This is a genomic window from Sanguibacter sp. Z41_6 (genome assembly GCF_059621145.1).
The window spans coordinates 681,435-696,521 of record NZ_JCAQIF010000001.1 but is presented as its reverse complement, the minus strand read 5'-3'; the positions used below and the strand labels follow the sequence as shown (position 1 = coordinate 696,521).

Here is a 15,087-nt window from a genome sequence, read left to right as displayed (position 1 = left end):
GACCGGATGAGCCTGCTCACCCTCGGTGCCGTCGCCGGGCACTTCGGCCGAGACGTGGGCCGGACGATGGACAAGCTCGACGGCATCCTCGAGCAGGCGCGCGGCCAGGGCGTCGACCTCCTCGTCCTGCCGGGCGCGACGATCGGCGGGTATCTCATCGAGCTCGAGGACCCGTCGTCCGGCGCGGTCCCGCCACCGGTGGCGCTCGACGGCCCCGAGGTGAGCCGCCTCGTCGCGGCTGCGGGTCCGATGGTCGTGTGCGTGGGCCTCGCCGCGGCGTCGGCCACGGGATTGCCCACCAACACCGCCGTCTGCCTCTCGGGCGACGGGGTGCTCGGCGTGCAGCACAAGGTGCACCTCACGCTCGGCGAGCGGGACGTCTACGCGCCGGGCACGACGTTCGACGCGATCGACACCCCCGTCGGGCGCCTGGGCATGCTCATCGACTACGACAAGACGTTCCCCGAGGGCGCGCGGTCCCTCGCGCTCGACGGCGCCCACCTCCTCGCGTGCCTCTCGGCGTGGCCGGCGAGCGTCACGGAACGCTCCGACCGGATGCGCGCCGACCGCCAGTCGCACCTGTTCGACCTCTACGACGAGGCGCGTGCTGCGGAGAACCAGGTGGTCGTGGTCTCCGCGAACCACACGGGGACGCTCGGTGGGCTGCGGTTCCTCGGGCAGTCGAAGATCGTCGGGCCGGGCGGTCAGACGCTCGCGCGCCTGTGGGGCAAGGGCGGGCTCGTCACCGCCGAGCTCGACGTCGAGGCCGAGGTGACGCGGTCCCGGCGGACCCTGTCCCACCTCAAGGAACGCGTGCCGGTCAGCTACCGACGCTGACCATGCCGGGCCCGGCATAGAACCGCAGGTGCTCCCGCGCGGCCCGGTCCCAGCTGTGGGCCCTCGCCAGCCCGGCGCCGCGCGCAGCCGGTATGGCGGCCGGGTCGACGAGGGCGTCGTGCAGCTGCTCGCGGATTCCCGCCACGTCACCCGCGTACCGCACGGCCGAGCCGAACACCTCGCGCAGCACGGGCAGGTCCCGGGCGACGACGGGCACGCCGGCCGCGAGCGCCTCCATGGCCGCGAGCCCGAACCCTTCCTTCGTCGACACGAACCCCATGACGCGCGCCGCGGCGACGAGCGGCGCCATGTCCGCCTGGGGCACGGTGCCGAGGAGGACGGGCTCCACACCGAGCTCGGCGGCCCGGGCGTCGAAGGCCGCGCGGTAGTCGCGGTAGTCGAAGAGCGTCTCGCCGCCCGCGAGGACGAGCCGGAGCCCGGGGTGGGCGTCCCGCAGCCCGGCGTACGCGTCGAGCAGGTCGAGGGTGCCCTTGCGGGGTTCGATGCCGCCGACGGCCAGGACGTAGTCGCCGAGCCGGTCGCGCCAGCGACGAATGCCGGCCACGTCAGCCGCCGCGGCCTCGTACGGCGCGGAGTCGACGCCGTTGGGGATGACGACCGGGTCGAGGCCCCACCCGGCACGCACCTCGGCGGCGACGGCGTCGGACACGCAGATCCGGGCCACGGGCTCGACGACGGCCCGCTCGTGGCACGCGGCGAGCTCCGGCGTCGTGAAGGTGTCGAGGTGGTGGATGGTGCGCACGACGCCGCGGACCGCGTTGGCCGTGATGCAGTCCTGGGCGTGCACGACGTCGTACCCGGTGCGGTCGAACGCGGCGCGCATCGTCGCGATGGACCGCACGATGCGCGCGCCCACGTCCTCCCCGTCGCGGGCCTGGAAGTCGACGACGCGGACTCTGACGGCGGGGTCGACGTCGCGGTAGAACGTGGTGTCGCCGCCCCGGCCGAGCGTCCACACGTCGACGGCCGCGCCCGCGAGGGCGAGCGCCTCGGCGAGGGCGAGGGTGTGCACGACGCCGCCGCGGGGCTTGGTCGAGTACGTGAGGAGCGCGATCCGCGGTACGGCCGTCACGCGGTACCCAGCCCGGTGACGGTGGATGGCACCGCGCTCGTGAGGACGCCGTCGGGCCAGCGCAGGCGCACGCCGGACCCCTCCTCGAGCGTGCCGCACTCGGCGTGCGTCGTGAGGTCCGACCCCATCCGGGAGGTCCCCGGGTCGTCCGCCGTGATCATCGCGTAGCCCGGGAAGCACGTGAACCAGTCACCGGTCGAGGCGCCTGCCGGAGCGGGCACGCTCGCGACGTCGAGCACGGCGGCGCAGCCGGACGCCTCGGCGAGCATCCCGGCCGTCCCGACGAGCCCGGCCATGCTCACGTCCTTGGCAGCCGCCGGCGCGGCGCGGGCGACCATGCCCTGCAGGTGACGCAGCTCTGCGGGGGTGCGTCCGGAGGTGGAGTCCCACTGCTGCCCCGCGAAGCCGGGGCGCCAGCCCCCGCTGAGGTCCGCGGTGACCGTGAGCGCGTGACCTGCTCGTCCCCCGCCGGCGCGCACGGGGCGGCTCGTGCGTCCCAGCGCCGTCACGGCGAGGGACGCCGGGACGCCGAGCTGGGTGTGGCCGCCGATGAGCGGGACCCCCCACGCGTCCGCGGCGGCGCGCAGCCCGGACATGACGCGGGTCGCGAACGAGGCGTCGCGCGCACCGAGGGCGTCGAGCAGGGCGACGGGGGTGGCGCCCATGGCGGCGAGGTCGTTGAGGTTGACGAGCGCCGCGCACCAGCCCGCCCACTCGGGCTGGCGCTCGACCATCGAGGGGAGGATCGCGTCGCAGGCCGCGATGACGTCCGTCCCGGCGACGGGGGCGCCGTCGTCGCCGACGAACCCCGGTGGTGCGCTCCCGGGGCCGAGCAGGGCGGCGAGGTGCGCCTTGGAGGCGGTGACGAGGCGCTCCACCCGGTCGATCGGCCACGTGACGCTCACGTGCTCGACGCCGCGGAGGGTCGTCGTGCCCGTCGGCCGCCACCCGAGGCGGCGGAACAGGACCGCGGCGGTGCGCTGCACCTGGGCGTCGAACCGGAGGACGCCGCGGGACTCCGCGAGCGCGCACGCGGCGCGGACGAGTGCCGTCCCCAGGCCCGCGCCACCCCGGGCGCCGGGTGCGACGACGAGGCGGCTGCCCGCCCACCAGCCGAGGTCCCGCCCGGGGGTCATGGGCGCAAGACGCACCCCGCCGACGACGGTCCCCGTGCGGTCGCGTGCGACGAGGACGACCGTCCGCGGGTCGTCGTCGACGTCGTCGTGGTCCGTGCCGTCGAACAGGCCCTGCTCCTCGACGAACGCCGCACGGCGCAGGGCGCGGTAGGCCGCGACCTGGGCGGCATCGGCCTCCTCGACGAGCACGTCGGAGCGCGGCGCCGGCGCGGTGCGCAGCACCGGACCGGTGAGGACGGAGAGGGCCTCGACCGTCATCGTCAGGCTCCTGCGCTCTGCAGAACGCTGCAGGCACCGCACGCGGCGCACCCGGCGGACTGGTCGGCGCCGAACATCCGCGCCCGAACGAGCTCGCCGGCCACCGCGCGGGAGATGTACCCGAGGGTCTCGGCCGAGGGGGCGGGGATCTTGTCGACGTCGGTCGCGAGTGTCCCGGCCAGGGGGCGGAACGGCACGACGAACGGGTACACGCCCATCTCGATGAGCTCGCGCGCCGCGGCGACCATCTCGTCGGGGTCCTCCCCCAGCCCGACGAGCAGGTAGGTGGACACCTGGTTGCGGCCGAACACCCGTACGGCCTCCCGCCACGCGGCCCGGTACTCGTCGAGGCTCACGGCAGACTTGCCGGGCATCCATTGGCGCCGCACGACGTCGTCCATCGACTCGACGTGGATGCCGATGGACCGCGCGCCGGCGTCGTAGAGGTCCGTGATCGTCGCGAGGTCCGCGGGGGGCTCGCACTGGACCTGGATCGGCAGGTCAGGCAGCACCTCCCGGACCGCCCGGACACAGCGGGCGAGGTGCGTCGCACCGCGGTCGCGGCCGTTCGTCGTGCCCGTCGTCATGACCATCTGGCGGATCCCGTCGAGCCGGACGGCGGCCTCGGCGACCTCCGCGATCTCGTGCGGGCGTTTCACCGCGACGGTCGACCCGGCGGCGAGCGACGCCTCGATCGCGCAGAACCGGCACCGCTGGGACTCCTCGTAGCGGATGCACGTCTGGACGACCGTCGTCGCGAGGACGGTCGCGCCGTGCAGGCGGGCGATCTTCTCGTAGGGCACGCCCTCGGCGGTGACGAGGTCGTAGAACCGGGGCCGCGCCACGGGCGTGACGTCCATACCGAGGTCCGCGCCGTCGAGCAGGAGCCGGCCGTCGCGGACCTCGTAGGGGCTCGTGGGGTCGAGCGGGATCGCGCTCTGCGCGCCGTCGAGGAGGACGTGACCGTCGTCGCTCGGCCCGGCGCCCGCCTCGCGGTGAACGGGGGCGTCGACGCGGACGCCCCGCACCGCGACGTCGAGGCGGGTGTCCAGCGCGTCCGGGGTGGTGCTGCCGGTCGGGGTGGTGGACCTGGTGGTGGCCGCCGGGGGGCAGCAGCCTGACGCGGCGAGCGGGATCTCCGGGGGCCGTCGGGTGAGGGTGAGGTCGACGGTCGTCACGGTGCCTCCAGGGGATGCTCTAGCCTGTGCTCGACGGCCGCTCGCGTGCCGTGGACCGAGTCAACGCCCCGGACGTTTCGCACTGGTGCCGAACGGAATACGCGGCCGTAAAACAGGTTCGCGGGTCAACCGCCCCGGAGGCGTCGGAATAGCCCCACCGCACCCCGGGTTGCACCGTGGGTGAGTACTCAGCCTGTCAACGCCCTGTCCGTCCTCGATCTCATCCCCGTCCGCACGGACCAGACGACAGGTGACGCCCTCGCGGCGAGCACCCGGCTGGCGCAGACTGCCGACGAGCTCGGGTTCCGGCGCTACTGGGTGGCCGAGCACCACAACATGCCCGCCGTCGCCTCGACGAACCCCGCGGTGCTCATCGCACTGCTGGCCAGCGCGACGCAGCAGATCCGGCTCGGGTCCGGTGGCGTCATGCTGCCCAACCACGCGCCGCTCGTCATCGCGGAGCAGTTCGCGCTCCTCGAGGCCGCGTTCCCCGGGCGCGTCGACCTCGGCCTCGGCCGGGCACCCGGCTCGGACCCCGTGACGAGCCACATGCTGCGCTCCGGCGCCGCCCGCGGCAACGAGTCCGTCGACACCTTCCCCGACGACATCCGCGACGTCATGGAGCTCATGTCCCCCGCCGGCGTGACGCTCGACCTGCGCGGACGCCAGTACCCGTTGCGCGCGACGAGCCGCGCGACGTCGTCCCCCGAGGCGTGGCTGCTCGGGTCGTCCATGTACTCCGCGCAGCTCGCTGCGGCGCTCGGCCTGCCCTACGTCTTCGCCCACCACTTCGCCGGGCAGGGCACCCTCGAGGCGATGCAGACGTACCGGTCGTCGTTCCGCCCGTCCGAGTACCTCGACGCGCCCAAGACCTTCGCGATCATCAACGCCGTCGTCGCCGAGACCGACGAGGAGGCCCAGCGCCGGGCCCTGCCGCACACGAAGTCGATGATCCGGCTGCGCAGCGGTGGCGGGCTCGAGCCGCTCGAGCTCATCGAGGACGCCGAGCAGGAGACCGTCGGCGCCCAGCACGCCGCGATGGCCACCCAGATGCGCTCCACCTGGGCGATCGGGACCCCCGCGACAGCCGCCGCGGCTGTCCGCGAGCTCGCCGTGCTCGTCGGGACCGACGAGGTGATGATCTCCCCCGTCGCGTCCGAGCACACCGGGGGCGACCCGAAGCAGGCGACAACGCGCGAGGAGACGCTGCGGCTGCTCGCTGCGGAGCTGCTCGGCTGAGTCCGGCCGCCGCCCAGCCTCCTCACCGCCTACGCAGCCGAGCCCGCCCTGGGCGTGCTGCCGCGCGCTGCCTGCGGCATGTCGGGATGGCCAGCTCTGCTGGTCAGCCTGCGAGCTCGCGACCGAGCAGGGGTCCTCGCAACCAGCGGCGTGCCTCGTCATGGCTGCGGACGCGGATGACGACGGCATCCGGGTTCTGCTCGAGCAGTTCCGTGACGCGGATCGACGTCTTGTGGTGGGTGGTCCAGGCCCACCGCACGATGTGCTCCGGATCGGAGAAGAAGGTCCGCAACGGCGGCTCGATGTTCCCGTTCCACAACTGCTGGCGGCGCATCCGGCGCACGAGGGTGCGACGAACGACCTGGCGCATGACGATGGCTTTCGGTAGGTCCAGCCAGACCAGCAGGTCGGCGCGCTCAGCGAGGCGGGCGCGAACGGAGCTGTACTGCCACTCAGTCACCCATGCAGGCTCGGCGCTGAAGCGGTGCACGTCGTCTTCGAAGGACGGCCGTGCTGTCCAGTCCGGGCCATGGAAGAGGCCGTCGATCTCCACGTGGGGCACGTCCAACGCCGCGGCGATCTGTGCAGCCAGGGTGGTCTTCCCCGATCCGGAAGTTCCCGCGACAAGGATTCGACGGGGTTGGCCGGGAAGAGGGTCCGCGGGTCCTAACAGTGGCACGGTGGTCACGCTACCCGGGACCCGCACCGGTGGCAGCGTCGCCAGGCGCACCATGAGCGCGCTCATCGGCATGAGCGGGAGCCGAGGCATGAGTTTGTCCAGTCCCCACAACATGGGAAGGCCCGCCCAGTTTCGGTGGCGGGCTGAGCGCTCACGCCCGCAGGCTCCGGGTTCCCCACAAGTGTCCCGTCGGTGTGCTGCACCTCGTCCTCCCACGGCACGCGGTACTCGCCGGGCAGCTCCTGGGCTGAGTTGGCGGTCGCGGTGGTGGGCCGCCGCGGCGATCGACCCCACTGTTGGGCGGAGCGGGTCGCCTCACCACCCGAGGCGCGCGAAGATCTCCTCGGCGAGCGCCCCCGGCGGTCGGCCATCCGACACGATCACGTGGTCGTCGAGGTGTGCCGCATCGAGGAGCGCGTCGAGCTCGCCTCGGCGCTCGAGGTGCCACGCAAGGCCATCGACGTCGTGGACATGGCGTCCTCGCAGTCGCGCGTCGACGACATCTCCTGCCGCAACGAGCCGGACGACAGCAACGTCGCCCCCGATCGCCTGCTCAACTGCCGTGACGTCATGCCGGGACTCGACGACCCCGGCAAGCACGAGCCGTCGTGCACCTGCTGCTCGGTAGTTCGCACTCAGCGCGGACAGGTTCCGCATCGAGAGCCCGTGATGAAACCTGTCGCCCGGGGGGCTCGGCCACATCCGGCGCGTCTCGTCGAGGTCGACGACAGCGTGCGGGATCTGTCGGCGGATCAGAAGATCACTCAGCGCACCGGCCGTGGTCGTCTTGCCCACGCCGACTGATCCGTTGAGGAAGATGCTCTGCTCAGGCACCGGTCCAGCATGTCGCAACGCGCCATCGCCGACGACCCTGCGGGGATGGCGTCTGCGGCCGAGACAAGGAACACTGCCCAGTGTGACCACGCAGATTCAGACTGAGCGCCTGCTGTTGCGCGGTTGGACGCCCGAGGACCGCGACCCGTTCGCGGAGATGAACGCGGACGAGCGGGTCATGGAGCACTTCCCCGGACTGCTCGATCGACAGGGAAGCGACGCACTGGCCGACCGCGCCGACACGGTCCTCACCGAGCGGGGCTGGGGGTTGTGGGCGCTCGAGGTCACGGACGGCGAGGACCGCGGACGGTTCGCGGGTTTCACCGGCCTGTCGGTCCCCACCTGGGAAGCAGCCTTCACCCCCTGCGTGGAGATCGGTTGGCGACTGCCCTCGTGGGCGTGGGGGCGCGGTTACGCGTCCGAGGCCGCGCGAGCGGCCCTGAGATTCGCGTTCGTCGAGCTCGGACTGGACGAGGTCGTGTCGTTCACGGCCGTGTCCAACGAACGCTCGCAGGCGGTGATGCGCCGCATCGGCATGACCCGTGACCTCGACGGCGACTTCGACTACCCGACGATCCCCGTCGGCCACCCGCTGCGGCGCAGCGTGCTCTACCGACTGAGCTCGAACAGCTGGCGAGCCGCACAGGGCTCGCTGTAGACGCGCGTCCTAAGCGTTCATCGCGCACCGAGCACAGCTCACACGAGCAGTGCGAGCCGGTCGACGATGATGCCGCGGAGCGGCGCCGGCCAGGGGAACACCGGCGCCGCAACCTGCAGCTGGGCGAACCCGTGCAGGCCCACCCACAACGCGGTCGCGTCGACGAACGGGTCGGTGCTGGTCGAACGCCCGGCCGCGACGCAGTCGGCGAGGGCGCGCCGCAGGACGTCGAAGGCGCCCATGCCGAGCGTGGCGACCTCGTCGGCGATCGCCGGCGACCGGTCGAGGGCGCGGCTGGCGTCCCAGACGGCACCGAACATGACCCGGTATCGGTGGGGCTGCTCCTCGGCGAAGGAGAGGTAGGCGGCGCACACGGCCCGCAGTCGCTCCGCCGGGTCGCTGTCCTGGGGTACGTCGAGCGCCTGCTCGAGGGCGGCGAAGGCGCGCTGGGTCACTGCTAGCAGGACCGAGTCGAGGTCGGGGAAGTGTGCGTAGATCGCGGGCGCGGAGATCCCGGCCTCGCGGGCGACGGCCCGCAGCGTCACGGGCACCGAGCCGGCGTTGACGAGCCGGGTGGCCGCGTCGACGATCTCCTCGCGCAGCTGCGCACCATCGCCGCGCCGGTTGGGTGCTCGTGTCTTCGACGTCGTCATATCGATCACTTTACACCCGTTAATCGAGGAGGTAGGTTTACAGGCGTAAAGTCATTGACCCGCCACGAGAGACGAGCTGCCATGACCACCGTGACCGTTGCCCGTACCACCCCCGCCGCACCGCCTCGCGGGGCCGACCTCGCCGGTCGCGTGCTCGTCGGGCTTGCCGCCCTCGCTACCGCGGGGGCGTTCGCCCACGGGCTGCTGCTGACGAGCGCCGCCGGTTCCGACCGGCTCTTCGTCGAAGGCTGGCGGGTCTCGAGCTTCGCGATCTTCACGGGGCTGTTTGCCCTGCTCGCGCTGCGCCCCCGGCGCTCCGCGGGCGTGTGGGAGATCCTCCTCGTCGGCAAGGCGGGGTTGACGGTCTTTGCCTTCCTGGTCGGGGACGTCCCCGAGGCGTTCCAAGCCGCCGTGGTCGACCTCGTGCTCGTGGCGGTCGTCGCGTCGGCTTACGTCCTGTGCCGCGGCTGGCTGGCCTGGCGCACCCTGGCGACCGATGCGCTCCGGTGAGCAGCGCGGGGCGGCCCAGCCTCCAGCGCACCCGGGGAGATGATCGCCGTACAAGAGTTCGTCCTCGCCATCGTGCCGGTCGTCGTCCCGCCGGTTGACCCACCCGTCCCCACGCCGGCGCCCGCAATCGCGCCGCAGGGGGAGCGCTCCGCCTGCCACACAATCGACGCCGCGTGAATAGACCCAAGGCCTGGCTCGTCGGATGCGCACACCTGCGGCGAGGTCGACCAGCTGAAGGTCGGTGCTCTGATGACGAGTCGAGACTCGTGCGTAGCCGATCACCGTCCCGCTGGACGGCGTCCACCTGTCACGCAAGCCAGGTTTATGACAACGAAAGTGCCGCTATCTTGCGAGACATAGCTACGAGACACGCGGGCCGCCGTCGCCGCGCCGTTCCGTCCCGGCGTCGGCGAAATCGGCGAGACGTCTCGCAACCCTAGGGTTGCAGGACGCAGTCAAGGGCGAAAGCCGCTCGCCTACGCCTAGGGCGCGAACGGGTGCTGCGAAGGGTTGTGCAGGTATGCCTACCAAAAGGACACGCAAGCCAAACGGCAGAACACCGGCTCTTTCCGGGCCGCAGCCTCTATCGTCGCACTTGTGATGAACGGTGAGCACTCTAAATGAACACGCTGGACATGCCCGAGTTGTGGGCTGAACCGATCAAGATCGCTGGCAATGTCGTGCGCCAGTTGGTTTTGCCATCGATGAAGGTCGCGGTTGAGGCCGTCGGTGGCAGCGTGACGGGGCGGTTTGGCGCGTGGCCGATTACGGCCGTGGCCGATGAGGACGGGCCGCTCGCCGTACTTGCCCGGTCGGGAGGCGCGGCAGAAGGCGTCGCGTGGACCGGCAAGACTGACCCACCCGCCCCTGAGAAGGTTCGCGCTTCCTGGGAAGGTGCGTTCCGATTCGGTGAACCCGATCAGCCTGGCGCGCTTCGGAGCCCGCAGATCGGCGCCGTTCACGCGGCCCTCGGCCACTTCTTGTCGAGCAACGAGGAGCCAGGACTGATCGTCATGCCGACGGGGACGGGCAAGACTGAGTCGATGCTCGCGATCGCGGTACACGAGCGTGTGCGCCATCTACTGGTCCTGGTCCCCACTGCAGCGCTGCGTGAGCAACTTGCCCGCAAGTTCCTCACGCTCGGGATTCTCCAGCGCGAGGGGGTCGTGGCGGACAGTGCGCTCCTGCCCGCAGTCGTTGAGCTCCAGCGCGGGGTAGCAACCAGTGAGGACGCGCTATCTCTTCTCGCGGCAGCGCAAGTCGTGGTTGCAACTCCGGACTCACTCCGCGCCTGTTCGAGCGAGGCGCAGGACGTCTTGCTTAATGGAAGCAGTCACTTGTTTGTCGACGAAGCCCATCACGCGCCCGCAGCCACGTGGCAAGCCCCAATCAGCCGCTTCCCAGGAAGACAGGTGCTGCTGTTCACTGCGACACCGCACCGACGAGACAAGCAGGGGCTGCGGGGACGGCAGATCTACCGGTATTCACTCGCGGCCGCACAGAATGCAGGCTACTACCGGCAAATCGATTACTCGGCAATCGTGAGTCTCCACGATGCTGATCGGCGCATCGCTCAAGCGGCGGTCGATCGGCTTCGGCAGGACCTTACGGCAGGGAAGGACCATCTCCTGATGGCCCGGGTCGGGTCGATTCCGAGGACCTCGGAGCTCCAGTCCCTCTATATGGATATCGCTGTCGAATTCGTGCCGGTTATTATCCACAGTCGTCTAAGCGTTAAAGCAAAGCGCCAGGCGCTCGAGGCCATACGTACGCGCAAGAGCCGCGTCATCATCTGTGTTGACATGCTCGGTGAGGGCTTTGATATGCCGCAGCTGAAGGTCGCAGCGCTGCACGACCCCCGAAAGAGTCTCAGCCCCCTCATCCAGCTCGTCGGACGCTTCACGCGTACCGCGGAAGACAGCGCTCTGGGAACCGCGTCGGTCTTCGCTGCACGAGACGCACAGAGTGCACTGTCGCCTCTGAGCGAGCTCTACCGGGAGGATGCCGACTGGAACGGCATTATGAGGGACGCCAGCGAGCGGCTCACGGCTGAGGCGGAGCGCACAGCCGATTTTGATAGGTCCTTCACCGCTTCCGGGGAGGCGATACCCACCTCGACACTGCGCCCTACTCTCAGCGCTGTTGCGTTCCGGACTCCGTCGAGCCGGTGGGACCCTTCGGTCAGCCCGAGCGTGTTCCGTGCCGCCGCGTTGGAAGTGTCGCCACTGACCGTGGGCCACGAGGGCAATGTCGCCTGGTTTATCGTCTCGCGTCTGGATGCCGTGCCCTGGTCATCGTCGGCGCAGATGGAGGACGCGACCCATGAACTCGTAGTCATGCGTTTTGACCCTGAGCGCAGGTTGCTATTCATTCACGGGTCAGAGAAGTCAAGCAAGTTTGAGGATGTGGCCGATGCAGTGTTGCAGGGACAAGCCGAGTTGCTTAAGGAGGCAACCGCGTTCCGTGTCCTCAGCGGATTAGGCTACCCGGTTCCCACGAACGTCGGTCTAGTGGACCTCATCGACGGGGACAACCGCTTCAGTATGCACACCGGCGGGGATGTCACTGCCGGACTGCGGACGCAAGACACCGGCACGAAGTCCCAGACGCATATCGCACTCAAGGGATTCGACGAGGGCGACCGTGTCGTGATCAGCGCGGCTAGATCAGGGCGGATCTGGAGCCCGCGTTCGGCGCAGAGCGTACAGGAGTGGGTCCGATGGTGCGATGTGCAAGGCGGAAAACTCTTAGATTCCAGCATCAACCCTGTCGAGGTAATCAAGGGTTTCGTGGTCCCTGAGCCACTAAAGCAAATGCCAGAGGAGATGTTGCTCGCGGTCGAGTGGCCCGCACTTGTGTACGAGAGCCTTACCGCATTGCCTGAGATCGAGGATCGCGCCGGCGTGATCTGGGACCTACTTGATTTAGACCTGGTCGCTCTTCCCTCGTCTCCGGGCGCGCCTAAGCGCTTGGCATTGCTCCGGCAAGCCCCGGACCACGATCAGCAGTGGCAAGTCGAATACGCATTAAGCGTCAAGGATAAGAGGCTGACTTTTTCGGCCGTTGAATCCGACGTGACCGTGCGTTCGACGCGCGGTGACGAGTTCCCCTTCGCGCAGTGGCTCACGGACCATCCGCCGACGCTAGTGCTGGCCGACGACGTGCTCGTGTATGAGGGGCGGCAGGTGTTGCGTGCGAAGGTCACCCCTGCCTTTGCGCGCGATCGTCTCATTGCACTTCCTTGGACGGGCGTCAACCTGAAGAAGGAGTCTCAGCGCCGGGAGAAGAGGCCCGACTCTATCCAGCACTACGTTTCCCGGTACTTGCGAGACTTGCGGACCTTCGACGTGCTGCTTGATGATGACGGCACCGGAGAGGTCGCCGACCTGGTCGGACTCCGGGTTTCCGACGGCAATCTGGTCGTGACCTTAGTGCACTGCAAGTACTCGGCGGAGTCGGCGCCAGGTGCACGGGTTGAGGACCTGTACGAAGTGTGCGGACAGTCGGTGCGGAGCATACGTCGACGCAAACGCACGGGCATTATGCTTGACCTACTGGCTCGTCGGGCGGGTCGGAAGCTCGAGCTCGGACACCAGCCCTTTGAGATCGGTGACGAGGCGGCGCTCGTCCGAATCTGCGAACTCTCCGGTCAACTTCGTCCGCAATTTGAGGTGATCATCGCCCAACCAGGGCTGGCGAAGTCAAAGGTCCGCGACGATCAGCTTCCAGTGCTAGCCGGTGTTGCCAACTATTTGCAACAGACGGCCGGCGCGCCGCTGACGGTGCTCATCTCGGACTGATGCATGCTCGCTCCTACCCAGGACTGTGGGGTCGCCCGAGAAGTTAGCCAGCGAGACGCCTCGTAACCCATGGGTTGCAAGGTATGGGGTTCAGTCCCGCCCCACCACCAACGCGTGCATCATCGTTGAAGGCGTGGATTGCGTCTCCACGGACCAGCCGTTGCGTCTTGCGAAAGAGGTCACCACGCGTCGCGCGCGCTCAGCATGCAAGTGACTTTCTGCCTGAACCGACCGCGCTGCCGCCTGTGTGCTTCTTCAGGCGAGTCAACGCAACGCAATGCCGCTCGATGCAAAGTCTTGCGCCGAGGCGTGCGCCGACGTCGACGAAGTTCGGAATCTCCGCTCCGGTCACAGTCCCCCGATTTTCCAGACGGATGAGCGACCCGTCGTCCCTTTTTTGGTTCTGCGCGATGCGCGACAGTCGCCGACTTCGTCCCGGCCACCGGCGTCGGGTCGTCGCCCTGGCCCACGACGCGCGCAGCGTCGACCGGGTCGGCATGGACCTGCTCGGGGCGCTCAGTACGTAGGTCGGCGCGATCACGCCAGGCGCGTTTCTCCACGCCCCACGTGCGGCGGGCCTCGTCGGCCTGCGCGGGGACGACCGCGGCAGTGACGACGCGGTCCGGCAGGCCGTCGCCCTCCTCGATGATCAACCCGTCGAACCCGCACACCATGGCTTCGCCCTGCGACACCCGCGAGGAGGGGGAGGGTCGGCGTCCGTCAAGAGCAGCGGTCCTCAGAGCACCGGCTGCACCCGGTTCCACGACGTGAGCGACTCGATCCGCTCACCCAGCGCGAGCAGACGGCGGTCCGAGCCCATGGCTCCCACGATCTGCATCCCGACCGGAAGCCCGCCCGGGGTGAAGCCCGCGCCGGTCACGAGGACGGGGTGCGCGGTCATCGCCAAGCGCGTCGCGAGCGACTGCCACTCGTAGTACCGCTCGAAGCGCACCTCGTCGACCTGCCACACCGACGTCTCTTCGGCGGGCGGGGCGATGACGGGAGCGGCAGGCGCGACGAGACCGTCGAATCCCTGCAACGCCGCTGCCATCCGCAGGTACAGCGCGTAGCGCGTCTGCTTCGCCGCGCCGATCTCGGTAGCGGTGAGCGCGCCGCCCTCGCGAGAGTTACGCACCATCTCTGCGCCGTACAGCTCAGGGTGCTCGGCCACGCCCGGTCCACCCCAACCGAAGAGGTCGAGCTTCTCGATCACCTGCCAGGCGGCGTCGCCCTCGCTGAGATCGAGTGGGACGTCGACGACCTCGATCCCGTGGCGCTCCAGCTCCACCCGCGCACCGTTCATCACGGCCCGGACCTCTCGTGACACCGGGACTCCTCCCAGGTCAGCGCTCCAGGCCAGCCTGACGGGTGCGTCTCCCCACTCCCCGGAGGCGATAGGCGCCGTCGCCGTCCGCCCCCACGAGCCCGGGTCGCCCACGTCCGCCCCGGACATCGCGGACAGGAGCAGCGCAGCATCACGGGAGTCCCTCGCCACGGGCCCCTGCATGGCGTGCGGCTCCCAGACGTTCCCGTGCCCCTGGCTGGGCACCAGGCCGGGGGTCGTGCGCAGCCCGACGACGTTGCAGAACCCGGTGGGCACCCGGATGCTCCCACCGGAGTCGGAGCCGTCGGAGAACGGCAGCATGCCGCTCGCGACGGCGGCTGCCCCTCCGGTGGACCCGCCCGAGTGACGTGCGAGGTCGTAGGGGTTGCGCGTGACACCGAATACCTCGTTCGCGGCGAGTGCGCCGACCCCGTACTCCGCCGTGTTGGTCTTGCCGATGACGATCGCCCCGGCGCGGCGCATGTGCGCGACGAAGGGGGCGTCATGCGCCGCGGGGGGTGCAGTGGCGAACGCCCGCGATCCCAGCGTCGTGCGTAGCCCGGCGGCGTCCGAGAGGTCCTTGACGGCGACGGGGAGGCCGTGGAGCGGACCCACTGGCTCACCTGCTGCCCGACGAGCGTCCGCGCGGTCCGCGAGAGCGACGGCGCTGGCCCGCTCGAGCTGGGAGACGACAGCGTTGACCTGCGGATTGAGCTCGTCGATGCGGTCGAGGTGAGCAGTCATCACCTCCCGTGCTGAGAGCTCCCCGGCGCGCAGGGCGCGGCTCAGGGACGTGGCGGACCAGGAGGTGAGAGGTCCCGAGGTGTCGTCGGGATGGATCGTCGTCGTCGGTGTCAGTGGCACGGGGGTGACGGTACGAACGCGGTG

The 15,087-nt window shown here is 69.9% G+C and carries 12 protein-coding genes; 5 read left to right on the top strand and 7 right to left on the bottom strand.

All coding sequences use genetic code 11. The features are described from left to right. Positions 1–6 precede the first annotated feature (6 nt). Positions 7–837, top strand: a complete 831-nt coding sequence (locus AC54T1_RS03280) for a carbon-nitrogen hydrolase family protein (protein ID WP_496911014.1) — start codon at positions 7–9, stop codon at positions 835–837. On the opposite strand, the gene AC54T1_RS03275 is transcribed toward AC54T1_RS03280, so the two are convergent. Genes AC54T1_RS03275 through AC54T1_RS03265 form a run of 3 tightly spaced genes read right to left on the bottom strand, consistent with a single transcriptional unit; the run spans position 821 to position 4,502 of the window. Next, the gene (locus AC54T1_RS03275) at positions 821–1,930 is read right to left on the bottom strand and encodes an MSMEG_0565 family glycosyltransferase (protein WP_496911013.1); all 1,110 of its coding nucleotides are present in this window, start codon (positions 1,928–1,930) and stop codon (positions 821–823) included. The two genes, AC54T1_RS03280 and AC54T1_RS03275, sit on opposite strands and share 17 nt — an antisense overlap. Continuing rightward, positions 1,927–3,324 carry an MSMEG_0567/sll0787 family protein gene (locus tag AC54T1_RS03270; RefSeq protein ID WP_496911012.1) on the bottom strand — a complete coding sequence of 466 codons (1,398 nt, stop codon included), beginning with the start codon at positions 3,322–3,324 and terminating at the stop codon, positions 1,927–1,929. The genes AC54T1_RS03275 and AC54T1_RS03270 overlap by 4 nt, the downstream gene beginning before the upstream one ends. Positions 3,325–3,326: 2 nt before the next feature. Next, entirely contained in the window at positions 3,327–4,502 is a 1,176-nt protein-coding gene (locus AC54T1_RS03265; RefSeq protein ID WP_496911011.1) for an MSMEG_0568 family radical SAM protein, read from the bottom strand. 180 nt (positions 4,503–4,682) lie between these two features. Here AC54T1_RS03265 and AC54T1_RS03260 point away from each other — a divergent pair, with 180 nt between their 5' ends. After that, on the top strand, positions 4,683–5,741 hold the full coding sequence (locus AC54T1_RS03260; protein ID WP_496911010.1) for an LLM class flavin-dependent oxidoreductase: 1,059 nt from the start codon (positions 4,683–4,685) through the stop codon (positions 5,739–5,741). A 103-nt stretch (positions 5,742–5,844) separates the two neighbouring features. On the opposite strand, the gene AC54T1_RS03255 is transcribed toward AC54T1_RS03260, so the two are convergent. Both AC54T1_RS03255 and AC54T1_RS03250 read right to left on the bottom strand, forming a co-directional pair. Then, positions 5,845–6,294 carry an AAA family ATPase gene (locus tag AC54T1_RS03255; protein WP_496911009.1) on the bottom strand — a complete coding sequence of 150 codons (450 nt, stop codon included), beginning with the start codon at positions 6,292–6,294 and terminating at the stop codon, positions 5,845–5,847. Between the two features lie 441 nt (positions 6,295–6,735). Continuing rightward, entirely contained in the window at positions 6,736–7,254 is a 519-nt protein-coding gene (locus AC54T1_RS03250) for a hypothetical protein (protein WP_496911008.1), read from the bottom strand. Positions 7,255–7,336: 82 nt separating this feature from the next. Here AC54T1_RS03250 and AC54T1_RS03245 point away from each other — a divergent pair, with 82 nt between their 5' ends. Then, complete coding sequence (locus AC54T1_RS03245; RefSeq protein WP_496911007.1) at positions 7,337–7,912, top strand: GNAT family N-acetyltransferase; 576 nt, start codon at positions 7,337–7,339, stop codon at positions 7,910–7,912. A 38-nt stretch (positions 7,913–7,950) separates the two neighbouring features. On the opposite strand, the gene AC54T1_RS03240 is transcribed toward AC54T1_RS03245, so the two are convergent. Next, positions 7,951–8,565, bottom strand: a complete 615-nt coding sequence (locus AC54T1_RS03240) for a TetR/AcrR family transcriptional regulator (RefSeq protein WP_496911006.1) — start codon at positions 8,563–8,565, stop codon at positions 7,951–7,953. Positions 8,566–8,646: 81 nt separating this feature from the next. Between AC54T1_RS03240 and AC54T1_RS03235 the strand changes: the two genes are divergently transcribed. Continuing rightward, entirely contained in the window at positions 8,647–9,075 is a 429-nt protein-coding gene (locus AC54T1_RS03235) for a hypothetical protein (protein ID WP_496911005.1), read from the top strand. A 620-nt stretch (positions 9,076–9,695) separates the two neighbouring features. After that, positions 9,696–12,875 carry a DEAD/DEAH box helicase gene (locus tag AC54T1_RS03230; protein WP_496911004.1) on the top strand — a complete coding sequence of 1,060 codons (3,180 nt, stop codon included), beginning with the start codon at positions 9,696–9,698 and terminating at the stop codon, positions 12,873–12,875. Positions 12,876–13,611: 736 nt separating this feature from the next. On the opposite strand, the gene AC54T1_RS03225 is transcribed toward AC54T1_RS03230, so the two are convergent. After that, positions 13,612–15,063, bottom strand: coding sequence for an amidase (locus tag AC54T1_RS03225; RefSeq protein ID WP_496911003.1), 1,452 nt, complete (start codon positions 15,061–15,063; stop codon positions 13,612–13,614). Positions 15,064–15,087: the final 24 nt, after the last annotated feature.